Raw genomic sequence first — 20,835 nt, forward strand, 5'->3', positions numbered from 1 at the left:
ATTCCCCTGTCATGTCATAGTCAATAAATCACACATCAATAACCAAAAGAAATTTCCATATAAGAGTTTTTTATATATTCAAAAATCAACAAAAAACAGAAACCAAACAATGGATATGAAAAAAATAATAAAACAATATAAAATGATTAACAAATCACAAAAACAATTAACCGCCTAAGGAAATTCACTAAAAATCAGAAACCCAGGCCAAAAAATGGAAAACAAAAAAGATTGGACAAGAATCACTCAAACAAGCTCAAAAATAGAAAGGATGGAAGCCTTCTTTTCTGGTTATGGATTTGCACCTCATAGGCACGACACATATGCACTAGGCATCACCCTCAATGGTGTTCACAGCTTTAACTACCAAAAAACCATGCGGCATAGCCTGCCAGGAAATGCAGTAGTGATTCACCCCGACGAACTGCATGATGGTGAGGCAGGAACGGAGGCAGGTTTTCACTATAAAATTCTTTATATTCAACCTGAAATAATTCAGGAAATAATTGGTGGAAATCCTTTACCTTTTATTCCTGGAGGTGTTTCATCAGACCAAAGAATTGTGTCAGCCATTTCTAATATGCTCATTAGTTTGGATTTTCAACTTGATAGTCTGGAAGAAGAAGATGGAATCTATGATATTGCCCAAGCTCTTCATAGTGCATCACAGACAGGTAGGCAAAGAAGAAAGCTAAATTACAAAGCAGCTGAGCTAGCCCGGCAATTCATGCTCGACACATCCAGTGCGATAGTTACCATGGATCAACTAGAACAAATTTCAGGCACAGATCGATGGAGCCTCTCAAGAGACTTTCGCGCCTTATTTGGAACAAGCCCTTATCGCTACTTGAGTCTAAGACGTCTGGATAAAGCCAAAAGAATGATTATCACTGGCACAGCCTTAGTTGACGTCGCTGCCGCTTGTGGCTTCACCGACCAAAGCCATATGACGCATCACTTCTCCAAGGTGTACGGGCTTCCACCTGGCCGTTGGGCCGACCTAATGCTCCGCAGCTAACGCAAAATTTGCACGATCGTACAAGACCTTTTTACATTTTTATAACTAGCATCTCTCTGAATTCAAAAAAATTACTGAATATTTATTTGTACATTCTGTTTATTTTCTTTGACTTCAAAACGAAATTTTTTACTCACAAATAAGGTAAAAAATTCTTTTAAAAATGCTTAAAAAGGAAAGACCATGACATTTAACAGCAAAGTAAACCCAATGGCTGGTACGGTCGGCGGTACTGTGGGTGGCACAGTTGGTGGAACGGTTGGTGGGACGGTTGGCGGTACCGTAGGTGGCACTGTAGGTGGGACTCTTGGTCAGCCTGGTGTGGAATTAGCTACTCGTTTAACCAAGTAGCTTACCGAGCCACCCGCAAGGGTGGCCTCTCACACATCTACAGGATGAGGATTGCTTTGTGATAAACGCAGTGAAAACCCAAATATTTACTCTATCTAAAGACACTGTCCAGAAACGTATCGGCGATAGAACTGCAACCTACCACAGACTGCTGGGAGGCCTTTTCTTATTGGATGACGCTGGCCAAAATATTCTCCAGTCCTTTAAAGACGGAAAATCGGTTTCAAGCCACCTCTTTACAGAGGGTGCAAGAGATAGAGAAGAAGAGCTGATCCAGCAACTAATAGCAAGAAAAATATTGATAGAAGACAAAGAGGAAAAAACATCAAAGAAAGAAATAAATAAAAAAATAAATATTATTCAGTTAGTCTTAGCCAATGCCTGCAACTTTGGATGCACCTACTGCTTTGAAGGAATTCAAGGCAAGGAAATGTCGGCAGAAGATGAAATAAAAAAAATAGAAGAATCCAGAATCGTCGCTAAAGACAGCATAAAAATAAACATTGAAAACTCAATGTATGCATCTAAAGAGCGATTCGAACACCAATACAGTCCAAAAAATCGCTCCATGAAACCAGAAGATGGGGTGACCTATGTAGAGTCCGCACTCAACGTAGCGCGGTCCGAGGGGGTTCAGGAGGTCATGGTTCAATTCTTTGGAGGGGAGCCTCTTCTGAACTGGCGAACCATCAAAGCGGTTCTTGAAAGATTTGGGCGTGGAGAAAATGATGGAATGGTTATCCACTATTCAACGGTAACGAATGGCTCTCTAATCACCGATGAGGTAGCCGAAACATTCCGCAAATACCAAGTTGCCGTCTGTGTCAGTGTGGACTCACCAAACAGTCCCAGCCGCCCACTAAAAAATGGGAATGACAGTATGCCCATTGTCATGAACGGCCTGAAAAAGCTACAGCAGCACAACAATCGAGTAGCCCTCAACGCAGCTCTGACCTCTGCTACATGGGACGACTTCAATGAAGGGATTGTAGATTTAGCCGTTGAGGTAGGAGCTAAAGAAATTGGGGTTGTAGTCGACTTTGACCCTACTTTTTACTCTACATACGGTACCGCTAACATCGTTGATCGACTCTGGCATGTTATCCAGTACGGCCGCCAAAAGGGTGTGGTTTTAACTGGTTACTGGCACCAGATTTTTCAGGTCATGCTGGGCTTCAACACAGTGAGTTACCGGGGCTTCAAAAACTGCTCGGCTAAAGGTGCTCAATTCAGCATAGAACCTAATGGATCAGTATTTTCTTGCAAAGCAGGCTCCACTTTGCTGGGAGATATTCGTGATGAAACCAAAATCTTGAACGAAAAACCCTATTTGGAGCACGCGAGCCTACGACAACAGAATCCAGACTTCTGTCAGGGCTGTGAAATAGAAGGGTTCTGCGCCGGACTTTGTCTGGGTCCGTTAGAGAAAAAATTCGACTCAATAAGGGCAGTAGAAGAGTCAGCCTGTGATTTCTATCGCGGCATTACAAGAAAACATATTGAAGCTTTGCAGCCATATGAAATTGCCACTTTCGATCTCAAGCCCGCCCAATAAAGGACAAAAAATGACTCCTATAGCTGAAACAACTGTTCTTGGAAAAAGTGTGAACCACGACTACGCCGAGCACGGATACTGTGTGATCACTATGCCTGAGGTACCCCAAAGCCTATTGAACTCATTCAACGACATGCCAAGAGACATGCATAGTTTAGGTAGGCTTAGGGAAATTCGCTTGACCCAATACATAGGGTACTGGGAAGCAAACGAGTGGGTTTTCGCTCCCCTACCCCAGAGAAAATATGTTCAGTCTGCCCACTACATACGGCTAGCAGAAGCAGGTGGAGTGGCTCGGCACCGAGAACAAATTGTTGGGGACCCAACAATGTTGATTGCTGCGGTCTTAGATGAGTTACCCGTTGATCTCACTCAGATGTTTCAGATTAATGTGAACCAGATCCGGGTCACCGCAAATGCCGACTACAAAGGCATCACGGTCCCCGAAGGACCGCATAGGGATGGTCATGAATTCAGCGTTATCGCGATAGCAAAGAGAAGTAATGTGAAGGGTGGTGAAACCCAGGTCATCGATCCCCAAACTCGCGAAGTTTTGTTCCGCACTACCTTGGCAGAAAACCAAGCCATTCTGATTGATGATGAACGCTTCATTCATTACGCCAGCAATATAGAACCGGAAGAAGGTGATATCGGTTACCGAGATATATGGGTCATTGAAATCAACCGCTGGAAAAACCGCGCATACGGCCCCACTCACGAACAAGCTTCTATGGCCTAAGCATATGCCCGACTCCCCAAAAATAGAAGCACGCCCAAGCCTGAGCCAGAAAGCCAGCTCACTCCACCTAAAGTCCTCTCTCAGAGTGCTTCCATCCGCTCTGGCTATTGTTCCTGTGAGCATGTTGTTCGGCGTTTTAGCGTATCGAGCCGACTGGAGCACTCTTGAAATTCTGGCTGCTGGTCTGCTGGGTTTTACGGGTAGCGGGCAGTTTGCTGTACTACCGCTGGCTGAGTCCAACGCCAGTTTTCTGACAATACTGATTATTTGCGCATCTATTAACTGCCGCTACTTTCCTATTGCCCTCACAACTGGCAAGCGGCTGCCCAAGCCCTTTGTCTCTCGGGTTCTGGTGTCGCACATGCTGGGGGACGAGGCGTATGCCACGGAAAGAAATAACGACACTGTGGCAGAGACTATCTGCATACGACTCACCATATTCACATTCTGGGTAGTTTCAGGGGTGTTGGGAGCAGTCATTGCCAAGTCCATTCCACCTGCCTGGCTGAGCACCAATATTCATCTTGGTTTTCCCGCCAGTGTGGTGCTTGTCTATCTGTCTGCCCTGCAACTGAAGACAAGAATCATCGGCATTTACCGCAAGCAGATTGTGTTGATTGCCCTATGCATGGCCTTGGCGATCGCTTTCTATTCCTTGCTTGGAGCAACATATTTTTGGCTCCCTAGCGTAATGATCAGCGCCCTACTTTTAGATAAATGGAAAGCCCGTGAATGAAGGAATCAGTAGTTCAATCGCCGCACTCTTTTTAACCAGCCTGCTAGTTCGAGTCTTACCCGTGGCTTTTAATTTTCAGTTTCCTGATAGGCTTGCCAAATGGATGGAGACGATCTTACCGTCAGCTGTTTTTCTAAATTTCCTTGTTTATATTTTCATGCAGGAAATACAAATTGCAGCCATACCTGCTCTGCTTGCTCTCAGCATCACCGCCCTTCTGGCTTACTGGAATCGCGGCGGCCTGTTCTTAGGCGTGCTAGGCGGCTGCAGCTCGTACTATTTGTTGAGTACTGTGTTTGTTTGAGATAGAAAACCCAGGTCCAGCATGATGCCAAACCTGGATTTCGCAAATACCTCAAATCAGCTGCTTTGAGGCATCTCCCCATTGGCCAAGCGGCGGTTGATGTCTGCCAGCACCTCGGGCAGATCAACAATGGTATCGATCAGATAATGCGGGCGCGAATCGCTGAACATGGCCCCAATACGCTCGCGTTCGCTTTGCAGCTTGTCGGCAGGCAGCTTCTTGAACTCGTCGTAGGTCAGACCCAGAGCATTGCCCGAGCAGGTTAGTGCCACGGTCCACATCCCGGCACTGCGCCCCTCCACAATGCCGGGCCAGGTGTCATCTACTTTGACGCAGGCGGCCACGTCCGACACACCCAAGGCAATCACGTTGGCCAGCGACTGAGCCGGGTACGGGCGGCCATTGGGCACCTCATCCGTTGCGACCACGCATTCTGCCATGTAGCCATTTTTCGCTGCCAATTCGACCACTTTATCCATGACCACTTTGGGGTAGCCAGAACACGATCCTACTTTGACACCGGTACTTTTCAGGTTGGAGATCACTTCCAGTGCCCCCGGAATCAGGGCCGAGTGCTCGGCAATTTTTTCGATCTGCAAAGGCATGAAGCGCTCGTAAATCGCCGTGACATCGTCGTCGCTGGGGACACGGCCAAACTTGGCTTTATAGCGCTCGGCAATCTCGGGCACATTGCACAAGGTGCGAATGTGATCCCACTTGCCCATCCCCATGGGGCCACGAGCTTCTTCCAGGGACACTTGCACACCAAACTCGGCAAAAGCCTCGACAAAAATCTGCGTGGGTGCAAAAGAGCCAAAATCAACGACAGTGCCTGCCCAGTCAAAAATAACGGCCTGTACTTGTTGAGGTTGCTGATACGTCATCATCGTTCTCCAAACGCGAAATGCGGTGTAAACAAGCTAATGGGTGGATTCCAGATCCATGAACAAATCATTAATAAGTGGTCGGTCTTTTCGTAATTCCAGGCAGCACAGGTAGTAGTCGATATAAAAAGGATGCTGGTCGAACGTGATCAGCCGGGTACCGGGAATATCCACATACTCCGGCGCTGAGACAAAACCAATGCCCAGCCCTTTACGTATGGCATGCACAATGGCCTCGCGGCTGTTCAGTTCCATCACGCAATTGATCCTGATCTGATGCTGCCTGCAACCCTCCTCAATAATCTGGCGGGTGCGTGACCCTTGCTCCCTCAGCACGACAGGCTCATCCTGAAGCTGCTGAACCGATACCCGACCCTGCGAGCACCAGGGATGCTTTTCGGGCACCACAGCCACCACCGGATAGCGATGGTAAAGCCGGGTGTACAAGCTTGGATCTGATTTGGGATGCGCCAGCAAGGCCACATCCACATCAAAGTCGTACAGCTTTTCCAGCACCTCGCTGGCCGAGGCAAAGTAGGTTTTCAATTCAATATCCGGATTGTTCTGCCCCAGCTTGAAAATCAGATCCATCGCGATAGGTGGCGAGACCGCCCCCACTCGCAACAGGCCGGATTTACGCTGCTTGAAACTCTCCAGCAATTGCACCGCTTCCTCTTCAAGATCAAACAAGGGCTTGGTGATCTCGTAGAGCTGCTGTCCGGCCGAGCTCAGTTCCAACTGATTGCCGGAGCGATAAAACAGCTCGACATCAAAACGCTTTTCCAAAGCCCGGACTTGTTCGCTGACGGTAGGCTGCCCAATGCTGAGATAACGTGCGGCCGAGGTGAAACCGCCGGTATGGGCGACGGCGTAAAACGATCTCAACCATTTGTGGTACTGGTGCATGGACAAGCCTCAGGAGTGATGATTAACGACGTATGAATAGTGCCACCAGCGCACTGCAGGCACACGCAATCAACACAATCACAAAGATCAGCGAGGTATCCCCCGTCGAATCCAGGACGCTCCCGATCATGGGCTCGGCCAGACCGGCGAACAGATAGGAAGAAAAGTTCATGACACCGGTTGCCGTGCCCGAACGTTTGGCTCCCACCAGATCGGGACACAAGGCCCAGAAGCTGGAAGCGGGTCCATACACAAAGAAACCGCACAGAAACAGCGCCACCAGGCCCAAAGTGCTATGAACCGGCAAGGTCCACATCCACAGGCTGGTCAAGGCACCCAGGCTCGTATAGAGCATGATGGCCAGGTAACGCTTGGAGCCAAACAGGCGGTCTGAAATCCAGCCATTGCTCAGCGCTCCAACGGCCATGCCCACTGGCAGAGCGATCGTGATCCACTTGGGATCAATCAGGCTGTCGCCCGTCTTCCAGTCCGCGCCCAGAAAATGGACCGGCACCCAGACAATCAAGCCGTATCGGGCTGCATTCTGAAAGCCCAGGGACAAGGCCGCAATCAGCAGGCGCTTGTTTTTCAGAACAGCCTTGTAACGCTCCCAGGAGGACTCCTTCTCCCCTTCCAGCGCCTTGGCCTGATCGTTGGCATTGGCCACTCCCGTATCGGCCAAAGGCTCAAAACCCATATCCTCTGGCCGCTCGCGAGCAACCAGATAAAACACGATTCCGCCCAGCAACATCAGCAATACGGGCAGCCGGAAAATCCAGCGCCAGTCCAGATGCATGACATCGATCACCACGATCGAGGTGACATACGACAGAATCGACGCACAGCCTGCAGCAAACACGTATAAGCCATAGGCCTTGCCGCGCTCGGACACACCCCACCAGTTGGAGATCAGGCGACTGCCCGGTGCCCAGCCCAGCGCCTGAAAGTAGCCATTGGCACCCCAGGGAATGATCAGGCTGAAAAAACCGGTGGCAAAGCTGGCTACCCAGTTCGCACCACACGACAGAATCGCGCCAGCAGACATGATGCGACGACCGCCATACTTGTCCGCCAGATTGCCATTGATGGCTTGTCCAATGGCGTAGGCCCATAACAAGGCGGCCGATACCCAGCCCAGGGCAGCACTGCTAAAGCCAAACTCTTCTTTCAAACCCGGAATTGCAAACCCGAAAGTCTGCCGCCCGGTATAGAAAAATAGATAACAGAACATCGCGGCCAGCAGCATGCGCCATTGGGCCCGACGAAACGAAGACCCGGATGCCGCCGTGGCCCCCGACAGACTTGTTGCGTGATTCATAACCAGCTCCTTTCACTCCCCCGCTGCTGGCAAGCCAGGCCAGAGGAATGCTCTATTCATGCGGTATGAGAAGGGGGGGAATCTTTCCTCTCTCCCTTCATTCGTTTGTCTCTCGTTTTTTTATGACTCAGGCGGCGATAAAGTTCTTGCCGCGTGCACCCTGCATGGCATAAGTAATCATGGCAGCCTGCTCGTCCGGCCCTACGCCGTAGTCCTCAAACTCGGTCTTGACGCCCACACTGAGCAAGAAGTCCCGCAAGTGAGCTTGAGCCTGCTTGCGATCAGGGCCAAACAGGCTTTCAAACACCAGATCCCGGGATGGATCACAGCCCCAGGCCAGGCCCAGTACAAAGGGCAAGGTAAAGGAGCAAGCAATGCCATGCGGCAAGCCGTGACGCAAGGTCATTTCGTAAGAGATGGAGTGCGCCAGGGCGGTCTTGGTATTGGAAAACGCCATGCCCGCTTTCAAGGCCGCCAGCGCCATTTTGGAGCGCAGCTGGATATTACCCAGATCCTTCTGCAGCAAGGGCAAATAGGTAAGGATGTCCTGAATGGCAGAGACCGCAAAGGTGTCGGAAATGGGGTTGGCATTCACATTCCAGATCGACTCCAGGGCGTGCGACAAGGCATCCAGCCCGGTCGAGACTGTCACTTTTTCCGGTACTGTCAGCATCAACTCCGGATCAATAATGGCAACGGCAGGCCAGGTTTGTTCCAGATGCAAAGAGTATTTTTTCTGTGCTTGCTGATCCCAGATCGTGGCCCACGGAGTGACCTCGCTGCCGGTCCCTGCGGTCGTAGGCACCGCAATCAAGGACTTGGCCTGAACAGGAGTAAAAGCCTTGCCGGTGGACAAGAGATCCAGCAGTTCCTGGAAGGTGCCCGTCTGAGTCCCCACAATCAGCGCCTTGGCCGTATCAATGGCACTGCCCCCGCCCACGGCCAGCACAATGTCCGTTTGCCCGGCTTGCTGCCAGAAGGACTCGTAGACATCCTTCAAATAACTGACATCGGGATTTGGCTGCACATCTTCGACAACATGAATCAGCCTATCGCCCAGCAAATTCCCGATACGCTCAACCAAACCCAGTCCACGAGCCTCCGGAAAGGTCACCAAGGTGACTTTCTTGTTGGCCGCCAAGGTAGAAATTTCATTCAAACTTCCCGGGCCGAAGCAGGTCCGAACCGGGTTGGAAAAATACGCTGTCATGGTTTGCCTCCTTATTGTTACTAGTCATCGTAGAGAGGCATACCAAGGGGGACAAATCGATTAATTCGCACTGGCTATCGATGCAACCAATACCTTTTTTACAGAGGCAGCTCACATGGGCCGCCCCTTGCACAGCGTATCTCTTCTGATCTTCCCAATACAAATGAAGCAGTCAGACTTTCGCCAACTCCGCCAGATGTTGAGCAAAACCTCCTTCTGCCCCCGCCGCATTCACATGGTCGAAATACTCGTACCAACCACTGGCTTTGATGCCAGCCAGCAAAGCCTGGCAAGCTTGTTGATCAGGGAAGCGCCACACACCCATAAAGCGGTGCTCACTGGCCTGGTCAATATCGTGCTCGGTAGCGGTCAGAGCCAGCACCTCAATACCAAGGTTTGAGAGGCCTCCCATCGCCTCCTGAAGACCTGCCAGGAAGGACTGGCGCTGCTCGACGGGCAAGGCATTCCACTTGGCATTAGGCGTGTAAAGCTCGATCAAATAATGAGACATGGGCTGTTTTCCTTTCACTGAGGAGACGTAATAGGGACTGAAGAATTGGATATGTCGCGTTTACAGGTGGGGCAACAAAGAAACTGCGTGCAGCGCAAGACTGCAGCACTGTTTCACCCTTTCCACATGGAACATGTCATTTGATTAGATATCTAATCTTATAGATTACAAATAAATTTCGCAAGCAATCCATACGCGTAAAAAAGCCCGAGTTCAGCATGACGCCGAACCCGGGCTTTGGATCCCACCTTGTCAATCAATCAGGCTGCTTTGGCCTTTTAGAACTGGATGCGCACCATACGCTCTTTAGTCCCTTTTTCCTTGCTGTTGCCGTCGTTCTTCACCGACACATACAAGGCTTTTTCAGCGGGGATGTATTCCAGACTGTTGGGGTGTGGAGCCAGCTCAATGGTTTGCAGCGGCTTGTAGTTCACCGTATCAAAAATACTGACCGAACCCTTGCCCTCTTTCTCGCGCACACCGCCTCGGTTAGCGACAAACAGACGCTGGGATTCGGCGTCAAAACGCACACCAATAGGCACTTCGCCGGTAGGCATGGTTGCCAGGGTTTTACCGTTGGATGCATCCAGCACAAACACTTGATGACCAGCGCTGCGGCGCTTGTATTCACGCTCCAGATGCAGGTTACGCGCGTCATCACGGTCAATCCCCTGGTCCACCCCGAACAATCGGTTCTGCGCCGGGTCATACGCCAGGTTCAGCAACTGGTCGGCTTCAATTTCCCAGACCTGATCGATGTTCAAGGTCTGGCTATTTACCACCATGATTTGGCCCTGCATATTGGAGACAAACAAGCGGTTATTGGCCTCGTCCAGGGTGATGCCCACGACGTTATAGCCAAAGCCCTGCAGCACTTTTTCCAGCTCCAACGTCCGGGTATTCACCACGAACAGCACACTGTCAAAACCCAGGCCCAAGCCAGGCGCGAACACACGGTGGTTTTTCTTGTCCACGACCAGTTCACGCGTCTTGTACTGGAAGTCCTCGGTAATCTTGAAACGCTCCATCATCTTCAACAAGCCATCTTTACGTGCCTGACCGAAGTCAGCAGCATTGATGGCGTCCTGGAAATTGATTTTTTCCTGCACAGGAATGCGCTTCATTACCTCGTTCTTGGCAGTATCGACCACGGCGATCGTGCCGTTGAAGCCTTGAGTCAGATACAGGCGGTTGGCGGCATCATCCAGAGCAACCCCAAAGCTCTTGGCTTCCATGGGAATCTCTTGCTTGATTTCCAGGGTCTTGGGGTCCAGCACCAGCGTGCGCGACAAGGTCTCGTCCTTCCAGTTGGGCGAGGACACGTACAAGCTGGATTGAGCGGGGCTGAAGACAATTTCCAGAACTTCGGCGGCAGTCGGTTTTTGCATGATCTGTGCTTGGGTAACGGCTTGGTAGCCCACAGGGGCAGGAGTCTTGGCGTGTACGTAGCCCGTGGACAAGGCCATTGCAACAGCAAGGTACAGACCACGAACAAGATGGCGAGTCGTAATTGGCGTCATAAGGGTAGGCTCGAGATAAAGGAAAAAGGAATTACCACTGGTAGTCGATCGACAAGTGCACGTTGCGCGGCGCACCATAGCGGGCACGGAAAATCACGAAGTTGTCGTAGTAACGCTTGTCGAACAAATTGTTTACCGTGAGCTTGGCATTCCAATGCTGGTTCACGCGGTAATTGGCGTGCAGGCCAACCAGGGCATAGCTGCTGTGGGTGTCTTCCAGCGCCTTGCCGTTGCTGGCCGTATAAGGACGGCCAGCCGTCCACAGATCACGCTTGCCAAACCAGTTCACGGTGGCGCCGGCGCTCAAGCCTTGCAACGCACCGGAGAATTGGTACATGGTGCCCAGACGGAAGGTTTGGCTGGGAATGTAGGTGTTGATCCGCTCGCCTTCACCGTTTTTAGTGCTGGCGTAGCTATAAGAAGCAAACACATTCCAGTTGTTGGTCAGTGCGCCGCTTAGCTCCACTTCAAAACCTTTGGTTTTGTTGCCAGCGCCCGAAGACACGTAGGGGCGGCTGCCATCAGGCAATAGGAAGTCATCCGGCACCGAAGGGTCCAGCACGGCCAGATTGTTCTGACGGGTCTCGAAAGCGGCCAGGGAGAACTGCAGGGCCTCCTCCATCAAGCTGCCTTTCAAACCAATTTCACGGTTAACCCCGGTAATGGGATCCAGGAAGTTCTCGTTGATGTCCTTGTAGCTTTGCGGCTGGAACAGGCGGGTATAACTGGCATAGGCCGTCAGGTTCGGGTTGATGTCATACGTCACCCCAAAGTACGGCGTAATTTCATTGCGGTTACGCAGCTCGTTGGACACGCCAGTGAACTGGCCGGTTTTACCGTAGTTATCACGGTAGGTTTTGTAATCCGACAAGCGCAGGCCCATGATCACATTCAAGGGATCAATAATGTTCAAGCGCGTACCGGCAAAGAAACCGTATTCGCGTGTGTGGACGCGGTTCCATTCACCTGTGCGGCTGACGCTGGGCTCGGGCATATAGCCGTCCCAGTCGTAAATATTGGGGATGAACCAGTTGCGGGTATCGCTGACCTGCATGGTATACGTGGTGTCACGTTTGCGAGTGCCGTTAAAACCGAACATCAGCTGGTGCTCGCGGCCAAACAGCTCGAAAGGACCATTGGCCGACAACTCCAGGTTGTCCTGATGGCGATAGCCATTGGCGGCCAGGTTGGCGCGGATGCCTATACCGGATCCGTCCGGGCGCACCACCGGATTCACGCCCTGCCCCAGGCCAGTAATCAGGGCATCGCCATCGTCACGTTGATGGCTGTAGCTGAGCTTGGCATTCCACTTGTTTTCAAACTCATGCTCGACCGAGAAGAAAGCGTTTTGATGCTTCTTGTCCCAGTAGGTCCAATCCGGCACCAGCGACGTGGAGCGCGAAACGTCAATACGGTCGCCCTCGCTGGTAAACAAGGGCACACCCATATTGCCTTCGCCTCGCAGCTTGGCGGTCTGGTAGTCGTAGCCAGCGGTCAGCAAGGTTCTGTCTGTCAGGTCAAATTCCAGCATGCCGGATAGCAAATCGTTCTTGTGGTCCTGGCGATCCATGAAGGAGTCCGCCTGCTTGCGCGAACCAATAACACGCATACGCAAACGGCCGTCTTCAGTCAGCGGGCCGGTCACATCCGCCGTCACGCGTTTGTCGCTCCAGGAGCCGTAGTGGGCGCTTAACTTGCCGCCAAATTCTGCTTGCGGACGTTTGCGAATCAAGTTGATCAAGGCGGAGGGCTCGCCGGTAGGCGACAACAAACCTGTCGCTCCGCGCACGACTTCCACACGGTCGTATAAATCCATATCCAGAGAAATAGGATTGAATGCTCCACGTCCGGCAGCACGGTAGCTGCTTTGCACGCCATCCACTTGCACATTGCTGATGTCAAAGCCACGGGCCTGAAACTGAAACCCGCCTCCCACCGCGGCCGTATTGGCCGTCACGCCAGTGGTAAAGTTCATCACATCATCGAAGCTGGTCAGGCCGAAATCGTCCATTTGCTGGCGCGTCATCACACTGACCGACTGCGGCGTGTGCTGGGTGTCCATATTCAAACGAGTAGCGGTGCTGCTGGTGCCATTGAGCGTGTACAGGCCGGTGTCCTCAGTCGCCCGATTCAGGGTGCCTTTGACACGCACGGGTTCCAGCTGAGTTGTTTCCGTGACGGGCCACAAGTTCACCGTACTGGCATCGCGCGAGTAACGAATGCCCGTGCCTGCCAGCAAAGTATCCAAAGCCTGCACCACGCTGTAATTCCCTTTCAGGCCCGAGCTTTGCTTGCCTTCGGCCACGCTACCTGCGCCGACCAGGTAGACCCCGCTTTCTTGCGAGAAGCGCATCAACACCCGGCTCAAGGGGCCTGCTGGTATGTCATAACGCTGTGTCTTGTCTGCCGTCGGGCTGTTTTGCGTGGTCGCCTGAGCAGGCTGGGTACTCACGACAAAGGCGCTGCCGGCCATCAAGACATACAGGGCCAAGGCCAGTGGATGCAAAGGGGCGCAATGCGATCCTGCATCCTTGGACAGGGAAAGGGGATCGGGGCGACGATGCATAAGAAGACATCCTTCAAAAACACGGGTCAATCACAATAAAAACGATGAACCTGAACGATGTTCTTGCGTTGATGTTCAGTACTGAGCAGCCACGGCGGGCTGCCTCCTGCTTCATTGGCCTCACGCCAATCAGGTCCTCTTACTGTCTAAAACCACCAAGTCTCCAAAACCCGGAACCTGCTTTTGCATCTTTTTTGAGATTTTTGGGCCAAAATCCGGCAAGCCTTTGAATCTGATAGGTTTTTATTTTTATTATTTATGACCATCGTTGGTGAAATGCCCTGCTCAATCAATCCAGAGCTTGCACACTGGTCCACCAGGGCATGGGCTGATCGATGCGAATCGGCAATGCTGAAGCCAGCATTTTCAGCACGCGGTCCGTGTCATGAATGGGGAAGCTGCCATAGACCTTCAGATCGGCCACTGCCTCATCTACACCGAGATAGCCTTTGCGGTAACGGCTCAATTCCTTGATCACGCTACGCAAGGCAATGTTGTCAGCCACCAGCACGCCTTGGGTCCAGGCTTCGCGCGCCTGATCGGCGTCCATGCTTTGCCGGATACGCTGCGCACTAAAGTGCACCTGCTTGCCCGCCTGTACCGTGGCGGTGTTTTGACCTTTTGCCGTAGACACCTGCACAGCCCCTTCGTAGACCGCCAGCTGCGTACAGTCCTTGTCCATACGCACATTGAATTGCGTGCCCAAGGCCCGCATATTGCCCTGCGGGGTTTGAACGGTAAAAGGTCTTTCCGTATCGTCCTTGGCCGTCTGAATGAAGATCTCGCCGGAGATCAAAACAATATGGCGAGCCTGCGCGGTGAACTGCACATCAATCGCAGAGGCGGTGTTCAGCCACAGCCGGGAGCCATCTGCCAGCACAATCTGGCTCTGCTCGCCGGTTTGTGTGGAATGGTCGGCGGCCAGGGCCAGAACACTGGATGGCAGCCAGGACTGACGCCAGCCCAGCCAACTTAGAACCCCCGTTCCTGCCAGCGCAGCCACGCTGGCCAGAACGCGACGGCGCTGATGCAAACGCTCGTTGGCCGTGTGCAATTTCTCCACCACACGACGTGAATCCGGCGCGGTACGCACTGGCTCAAAACTGCGGCTGACTTCCTCCACATAACGCCAGGCAGTGCTGTGCATCTCGTCCTGTTTGAGCCAGTTCTGCCAGGCAGAGCGCTGCGCCGCACTGGCTTTGCCATCGCGCAGGCAGGCATACCATTCAGCGGCTTGCATCAAAACGGCGTGGGGAGGTGTAGCGGGAGAAGAAAAACTGGAGCCGTGCTTCATGAGGCTTAGTATTGAGGTTCCTGACGCAATTCGGCGACGGTCTGGCAAGCATGCAGGCTGATGCAGCCCAACATGGCTTGTGCCACGTACTTGCGCACCATGCGGCCGGAAATGCCCATTTCCGCGCCGACCTCATCGTCTGTCATCTCGCAAATGACGGCCAGGGTAAACGCCTTGGCCGCTTTGGGAGACAGGCTGCTGAGCATGGCGCTGATCTCTTCCAGCGCCTGCAAAATCATGGCCTGGCGTTCTGCCGAAGGGTAAAAGTTCTCGGGTGTAGCAGCCAGAATATCCAGCCAGGCCTGTTCAATTTCCTGACGTCGCCACAGATTGATGCACAGGTTTTGTGCCGTCTTGCGCAAGTAGGCGCGGGCCTCGCCAGGACTGGTAAATTGCCAGCGAGAACGGCTGCTTAACAAACGTACAAAGGTGTCCTGCGCCAAGTCAGCCGCCTGGTCCGCGCCACCCAAGCGGTGATGCAGCCAGCGCTGCAACCAACTATGGTGGTCGCAGTACAGTGACTCGACCGACTCGGCCGAATACATGCCTGACAAGGGAAGAACTGAAGATGACACGAGGGTACTCCGCACCGCTAGATAATGAGAATCGTTATCAATTATAGAGTGTGAGCTGCAAAATCCGCTAGCGGTGTGTGTTTGCAGCGACACATAAACTGGCTTTCAGGCAAGGCTCACCCTCTTTCGCAGGATTTAGTTCCCTATAAAAACCACTCGAAAATTGCCAAACGGCGAAGAATGCAAAAAGAGCCGCATAAGCGGCTCTTTACGGTCGATGTAATCTGAAAAACTTATTCGACAGTCACACTCTTGGCCAAATTCCGTGGCTTATCCACGTCCGTGCCGCGCGAGCAAGCGGTGTGATAAGCCAGCAATTGCAAGGTCACGGTGTGCAAGATGGGGGACAGCTTGCCGTAGTGCTCCGGCATACGGATCACATGCACACGCTCGCTGCTGCCGATACGGGTATCGGCGTCCGCAAACACGTACAGCTCACCACCGCGTGCGTGGACTTCTTCGATATTGGATTTCAGCTTTTCCAGCAGCTCATCGCGTGGGGCGATGGTGACCACGGGCATGGCTTCGGTAACCAGGGCCAGAGGGCCGTGTTTCAGTTCACCAGCGGGATAGCCTTCAGCGTGGATGTAGCTGATTTCTTTCAGTTTCAACGCGCCTTCCATGGCGATGGGGTAATGCATGCCACGGCCCAGGAACAAGGCGTTTTCCTTGCTGGCGAAACGGTCTGCCCACGCCATGATTTGTGGCTCCAGAGCCAGCACAGCCGCGATAGCGGTAGGCAAGTGGCGCAGGGCTTTCAGGTAGTCGCCTTCCTGCTCCTGATTCAAGTGACCTTTGACTTGAGCCAATGCGATAGTCAGCAAGAACAAGGCGGTCAGCTGAGTGGTGAAGGCTTTGGTGGAAGCCACACCAATTTCCACACCAGCGCGGGTGATGTAGGACAGCTTGCACTCACGCACCATGGCGCTGGTGGCCACGTTGCAGATGGTCAGGGTCTGTTCCATGCCCAGGCTGCGGGCATGTTTCAAGGCGGCCAGCGTGTCAGCCGTTTCGCCGGACTGGGAAATCGTCACCACCAAAGTGCGCGGGTTGGGCACGCTGTCGCGGTAGCGGTACTCGCTGGCAATTTCCACATTGACGGGGATTTTGGCCAGAGACTCGATCCAGTAGCGGGCGGTCAGGCCGGCGTAGTAGCTGGTGCCGCAAGCCAGAATCAGCACATTGTCGATGTCCTGGAAAACCTTGTAGGCCTGGTCACCAAACAACTCGGGTGTGACGCTTTCAATGTCTTGCAAGGTATCGCCTACAGCGCGGGGCTGCTCGAAGATTTCCTTGTGCATGAAGTGGCGGTATGGGCCCAATTCAGCGGCTGCGGTGTGCAGATGTACGGTATGTACAGGGCGATCGACGGCGCGGCCGTCCTTGTCCATGATCCACACTTTATTGATCTGCAGATCAATCACATCACCGTCTTCCAGGTAGATGATTTGATCGGTGGTGCCGGCCAATGCCAAGGCATCCGAAGCCAGGAAGTTTTCATTCTGACCCACACCTACAACCAAAGGCGAACCGTGGCGAGCACCTACCACGCGATGTGGCTCGTCCTGACAGAACACGGCAATCGCATAAGCACCGGTCAAGCGACGGATGACCTGCTGCACGGCCTCGAACAGATCCCCGTTGTACAGATGATCGATCAGGTGGGCGATCACTTCGGTGTCGGTTTGGCTCTCGAACACGTAGCCAATGCTTTGCAGCTCGGCGCGCAGTTCGTCGTGGTTTTCGATGATGCCGTTATGCACCAGCGCAATACGTGCTTTGCCCTTGCCGGAGAAATGCGGGTGAGCATTGTGAGTAGCAGGCGCGCCATGGGTTGCCCAGCGAGTGTGAGCAATGCCGGTAAAGCCTTGCAGATGATCTGCCTTGACCTGTTCTTGCAGTTCGGCCACGCGTTGAGTACTGCGTGCCCGCAACAACTGGCCCTGCGCATGAACAGCAACGCCGCAAGAATCGTAGCCCCGGTATTCCAGACGCTTCAAACCTTCCAGCAGCACGGGGACAATATCGCGTTGCGCTACCGCGCCAACAATTCCACACATAGCCAACTCCTGTTCATGGCCCCTTTCGGCGGGCCAACTAATCAATTCAATCCGCTTATTCTGATCTGAATCACGAAAAATTTTATGTCTATTTTTTCCTCGAAATGAATTAAAATTTCATTTAATAATCAATATGAAAGAAAAGATAAATTCATTTTATTTAACGGAATTTTATTTCATCATAGATAGATAAACATTGTCATGATTGAACTGGACGAGCTGGATTTACGCATTCTGGAGCAACTGCAAAATGATGCTTCCATCAGCAATCAAGCGCTGGCTTTGCGCGTGCATGCCTCTCCCCCGACCTGCCTGCGGCGAGTACGTCGTTTAAGCGAACAAGGGGTAATTCGCAGGCAGGTTGCCTTGCTGGACCCGGAGCAACTGGGCCCCAGCTTGACGGCCATTGTGGAGATTACGCTGGACCGTCAGGGTGAAGAATACCTGCAGCACTTCGAGCGCCTGATGGCCCCCGAAGCAGCAGTGACGCAATGCTATCGCGTCTCGACCGGGGTGGATTTCATTGTGATCTTGCAGGTCAGCGACATGACGGCGTATCACAAGCTGGCTCACGCTTTATTCACCAGTCAGGCGAATATCCGCAATATACGAAGCTTCTTTTCGATTCATCAGGCCAAGTTCGAGACGCGGGTGCCTTTACCTGCACCAAAGATGTAAGCCGGGCTCAGTTCCGTACACGTTGCTGTACCAGTTGCTGATACAGACGCAAGTAACGCTGCACCATGACAGCGGGGTCATGCTCCTGCTGCACCCAGCGATGCGCCAGCGCTGCCTGTTGCCGCGCTGCTGTCGGATTGCTCAAAGTGTCATCCAGAGCCTGTGCAATGGCTTGTGCATCCCCTACCGCGCATAACTTGCCACGGCCATTATCCAGCAGCTCACTCAAACCGCCCGCCATCGTGGCCGTAACGGGCACGCCGTACACGAACGCATCCAGGACGCTGGAGCCCAGGGCTTCATGCCGGGAACTCAAGACAAAGCCGTCCATCAAGCGATAAGCCTGTTCAGGGCGGGCTTCAAAGCCAGCCAGCTTGTAGCAGTCTTCCAGGCCCAACTGCATAATCAGTTCCTGTGCCGCCGAGGTCTCGGAGCCAGGCGCACCGAAATGCAGAAACACAAAGTCCTGACGACGCTGATACAAGGCATGAACCGCGCGTATCAAAGTCTGGGGGTCTTTCTCGGACGTCAGTGCCGCCATCGTCCCCAGAACGTGCAAGCCCTGCGGATTCCACCGCAGCCGCAAGTGGTTCACATAGGCTTCATCCTGCTCGACGTACTCGATGGCACTAGGAATCACATCTACGGAAAAGCCCAGGCGACGCGGCTCTGCCGCTGCTGCCTGGCTGATCGCTACCAAACGATCCGCCTTGCGCCACTTCCAACGCGTGCGTCGTTCCTTGGAAGTCAAAGCGCTGTCTGGCTGCTGTCCGCTACGTTGCTCGACGCGTTTGCGGTCAATCGGAAAAGCCGTGCGGCGCGTAAAGACCACCCGTTTGGGCAACCAGAAATGCAGCAAGGCCAGCCAGCTCATGCAGGACGCGGTTTGGGAATGGACGATATCAAAACCCCGGCCATGCACCAGTAAATAGCGCAGCGCGGCACCTACGGAGGCGCATTCCACCACACTCACGCCCTGCTCTTTAGCACGCCTGGCCAACTCTTCATCACGTCGGGCCAATAGACTGACCTGATGACCAGCCTGTTGCATCTGCTGGATGCTCAGCAGGGTTTGCCGCTCGCCACCGCGCCAGCCGCGCTCGAAGTTAAGCTGCAGAATGCGCATGACGACGATCCAGAATCAGCCCATCCGGGCACTGTGTGCCACAAGAGCAAGCAGCAATGCTCCCCTTGCGATGCAAAGGGAGAAATACCGAAGATGGGCTAACACACATCAAGATTTGCGAACCGGGCGCTTCCAGCCGGACACGCTGCGCTGTTCCGAACGCGACAAGGTCAGCTGATCATCCGGTGCATTGCGCACCAGGGTCGTACCCGCGCCAATCGTTGCGCCACGGCCTACCGTCACCGGAGCCACCAGCTGCGTATCCGAGCCGATGAAGGCATCGTCACCAATCACGGTGCGGAACTTGTTCACGCCATCGTAATTGCAGGTGATGGTGCCTGCGCCAATGTTCACACGCTGCCCCACATCGGCATCACCGATATAGGCCAGGTGATTGGCTTTGGAACCTTCACCCAGCTGGGTGTTCTTGATTTCCACAAAGTTGCCCACGTGGGTGTGATTGGCCAGAACAGCACCAGGACGCAGACGGGCGTAAGGGCCGATACGGGCTTCTTCGCCAACCTGGGCTTGTTGCAGATGGCTGAAAGCTTCGATTTGCGTACCGGCACCAATCGTCACGTCACGCAGCACGCTATGCGGGCCGACACGCACGCCGTCTTGCAACACAACCTTGCCTTCAAACACGCAACCCACATCAATGAACACATCACGGCCACACTCCAGTGTGCCGCGCAGATCAAAGCGGGCCGGGTCGGCCAAGGTCACGCCTTTTTCCAACAGACGGCGAGCCTGTTCTGCTTGCCACAGACGCTCCAGCTCGGCCTGTTGAATGCGGCTGTTCACACCCAGGGTTTCCCAACCAGCAGCTGGCTGAGCAGCTTGCACGGGCACGCCATCGGCAACCGCCAAGGCAATGATGTCGGTCAGGTAGTACTCGCCCTGAGCGTTGTCGTTGGTGATGCGGGTCAGCCAATCTTTCAGGCGCGCCGTCGGGGCTACCAGAATGCCGGTGTTCACTTCCTTCACGGCACGCTCGGCTTCGCTGGCATCCTTGTGCTCGACAATGCGCTGTACGGTGCCATCTGCACCGCGAATGATGCGGCCGTAGCCGGTAGAGTCTGCCAGTGTTTCGGTCAGCACGGCCACGCCTTGGCCACGCGCTTGCAGCAAGCGGCGCAAGGTGTCAGCCTGGACCAAAGGAACGTCGCCATACAGAACCAGCGTGGTGTCATCTTCCTGGTCGCCACCGACCAGTTCAGGCACGGCCTGTTGCACTGCATGGCCCGTACCATGCTGAGGTTGCTGCAAGGCAAAGGCCAGCTCGGCCTGTGCGAAGGTTTGCTGAACGCGCTCGGCGCCATGACCCACCACGACCACAACTTTTTCCGGCTCCAGTTCACGTGCGCTGTCGAGCACGTGGGCCAGCATGGATTTGCCGGCGATAGGATGCAGTACTTTGGGCAGGTCAGACTGCATACGCTTGCCCATGCCTGCTGCCAGAATCACGATATTAAGCATAAAAA

18 protein-coding genes are annotated in these 20,835 nt (G+C 53.3%); 6 read left to right on the forward strand and 12 right to left on the reverse strand.

Annotation, left to right across the window (positions count from 1 at the left end; all coding sequences use genetic code 11):
- Positions 1–214: 214 nt before the first annotated feature.
- From NBV64_RS17940 to NBV64_RS17960, 5 genes are all read left to right on the forward strand, one after another.
- Positions 215–1,018, forward strand: a complete 804-nt coding sequence (locus NBV64_RS17940; protein ID WP_083054950.1) for a helix-turn-helix domain-containing protein — start codon at positions 215–217, stop codon at positions 1,016–1,018.
- Positions 1,019–1,427: 409 nt separating this feature from the next.
- Positions 1,428–2,924 (forward strand): radical SAM/SPASM domain-containing protein, encoded by a 1,497-nt coding sequence (locus NBV64_RS17945; protein WP_250756278.1) that lies wholly within the window; start codon positions 1,428–1,430, stop codon positions 2,922–2,924.
- Positions 2,887–3,663, forward strand: coding sequence for a 2OG-Fe dioxygenase family protein (locus NBV64_RS17950; protein WP_083054954.1), 777 nt, complete (start codon positions 2,887–2,889; stop codon positions 3,661–3,663). The genes NBV64_RS17945 and NBV64_RS17950 overlap by 38 nt, the downstream gene beginning before the upstream one ends.
- A gap of 4 nt (positions 3,664–3,667) precedes the next feature.
- Entirely contained in the window at positions 3,668–4,399 is a 732-nt protein-coding gene (locus tag NBV64_RS17955; protein WP_274984786.1) for an AzlC family ABC transporter permease, read from the forward strand.
- Positions 4,392–4,703, forward strand: coding sequence for an AzlD domain-containing protein (locus NBV64_RS17960; protein WP_009456887.1), 312 nt, complete (start codon positions 4,392–4,394; stop codon positions 4,701–4,703). Before NBV64_RS17955 ends, NBV64_RS17960 begins: the two co-directional genes overlap by 8 nt.
- Before the next feature lie 56 nt (positions 4,704–4,759).
- Here the strand turns inward: NBV64_RS17960 and phnX are convergent, their stop codons facing one another.
- The 10 genes from phnX to glmS all read right to left on the reverse strand — a co-directional run bounded on the left by phnX (position 4,760) and on the right by glmS (position 17,547).
- Positions 4,760–5,587, reverse strand: coding sequence for a phosphonoacetaldehyde hydrolase (phnX, locus tag NBV64_RS17965; protein WP_035269761.1), 828 nt, complete (start codon positions 5,585–5,587; stop codon positions 4,760–4,762).
- A gap of 36 nt (positions 5,588–5,623) precedes the next feature.
- Positions 5,624–6,493 carry a LysR substrate-binding domain-containing protein gene (locus NBV64_RS17970; RefSeq protein WP_250756279.1) on the reverse strand — a complete coding sequence of 290 codons (870 nt, stop codon included), beginning with the start codon at positions 6,491–6,493 and terminating at the stop codon, positions 5,624–5,626.
- A gap of 22 nt (positions 6,494–6,515) precedes the next feature.
- Entirely contained in the window at positions 6,516–7,811 is a 1,296-nt protein-coding gene (locus NBV64_RS17975; protein WP_035269757.1) for an MFS transporter, read from the reverse strand.
- Positions 7,812–7,938: 127 nt separating this feature from the next.
- Positions 7,939–9,021, reverse strand: coding sequence for an iron-containing alcohol dehydrogenase PsrA (psrA, locus tag NBV64_RS17980; RefSeq protein ID WP_203145342.1), 1,083 nt, complete (start codon positions 9,019–9,021; stop codon positions 7,939–7,941).
- A 172-nt stretch (positions 9,022–9,193) separates the two neighbouring features.
- Entirely contained in the window at positions 9,194–9,532 is a 339-nt protein-coding gene (locus tag NBV64_RS17985) for a DUF6616 family protein (RefSeq protein ID WP_250756280.1), read from the reverse strand.
- 278 nt (positions 9,533–9,810) lie between these two features.
- On the reverse strand, positions 9,811–11,052 hold the full coding sequence (locus NBV64_RS17990) for a YncE family protein (RefSeq protein ID WP_250756281.1): 1,242 nt from the start codon (positions 11,050–11,052) through the stop codon (positions 9,811–9,813).
- Between the two features lie 31 nt (positions 11,053–11,083).
- On the reverse strand, positions 11,084–13,618 hold the full coding sequence (locus NBV64_RS17995) for a TonB-dependent siderophore receptor (protein ID WP_250756282.1): 2,535 nt from the start codon (positions 13,616–13,618) through the stop codon (positions 11,084–11,086).
- A 289-nt stretch (positions 13,619–13,907) separates the two neighbouring features.
- Positions 13,908–14,858 carry a FecR domain-containing protein gene (locus tag NBV64_RS18000; RefSeq protein WP_200914617.1) on the reverse strand — a complete coding sequence of 317 codons (951 nt, stop codon included), beginning with the start codon at positions 14,856–14,858 and terminating at the stop codon, positions 13,908–13,910.
- A gap of 59 nt (positions 14,859–14,917) precedes the next feature.
- Positions 14,918–15,487, reverse strand: coding sequence for a sigma-70 family RNA polymerase sigma factor (locus NBV64_RS18005; RefSeq protein WP_336973611.1), 570 nt, complete (start codon positions 15,485–15,487; stop codon positions 14,918–14,920).
- A 233-nt stretch (positions 15,488–15,720) separates the two neighbouring features.
- Positions 15,721–17,547 carry a glutamine--fructose-6-phosphate transaminase (isomerizing) gene (glmS, locus tag NBV64_RS18010; protein WP_250756283.1) on the reverse strand — a complete coding sequence of 609 codons (1,827 nt, stop codon included), beginning with the start codon at positions 17,545–17,547 and terminating at the stop codon, positions 15,721–15,723.
- A gap of 201 nt (positions 17,548–17,748) precedes the next feature.
- On the opposite strand from glmS, the gene NBV64_RS18015 reads away from it, so the two are divergent.
- Complete coding sequence (locus NBV64_RS18015; protein ID WP_250756284.1) at positions 17,749–18,225, forward strand: Lrp/AsnC family transcriptional regulator; 477 nt, start codon at positions 17,749–17,751, stop codon at positions 18,223–18,225.
- A 7-nt stretch (positions 18,226–18,232) separates the two neighbouring features.
- On the opposite strand, the gene NBV64_RS18020 is transcribed toward NBV64_RS18015, so the two are convergent.
- Together NBV64_RS18020 and glmU are read right to left on the reverse strand one after the other, a co-directional pair.
- A complete protein-coding gene (locus NBV64_RS18020; protein ID WP_250756285.1) occupies positions 18,233–19,351 on the reverse strand; it encodes a glycosyltransferase family 4 protein in 1,119 nt (372 codons plus the stop codon).
- Positions 19,352–19,459: 108 nt separating this feature from the next.
- The gene (gene glmU / locus NBV64_RS18025) at positions 19,460–20,830 is read right to left on the reverse strand and encodes a bifunctional UDP-N-acetylglucosamine diphosphorylase/glucosamine-1-phosphate N-acetyltransferase GlmU (protein WP_250756286.1); all 1,371 of its coding nucleotides are present in this window, start codon (positions 20,828–20,830) and stop codon (positions 19,460–19,462) included.
- Positions 20,831–20,835 lie beyond the last annotated feature (5 nt).

It is taken from the genome of Alcaligenes sp. DN25, from assembly GCF_023674485.1.
Taxonomy (GTDB): Bacteria; Pseudomonadota; Gammaproteobacteria; order Burkholderiales; family Burkholderiaceae_B; genus Alcaligenes; species Alcaligenes phenolicus.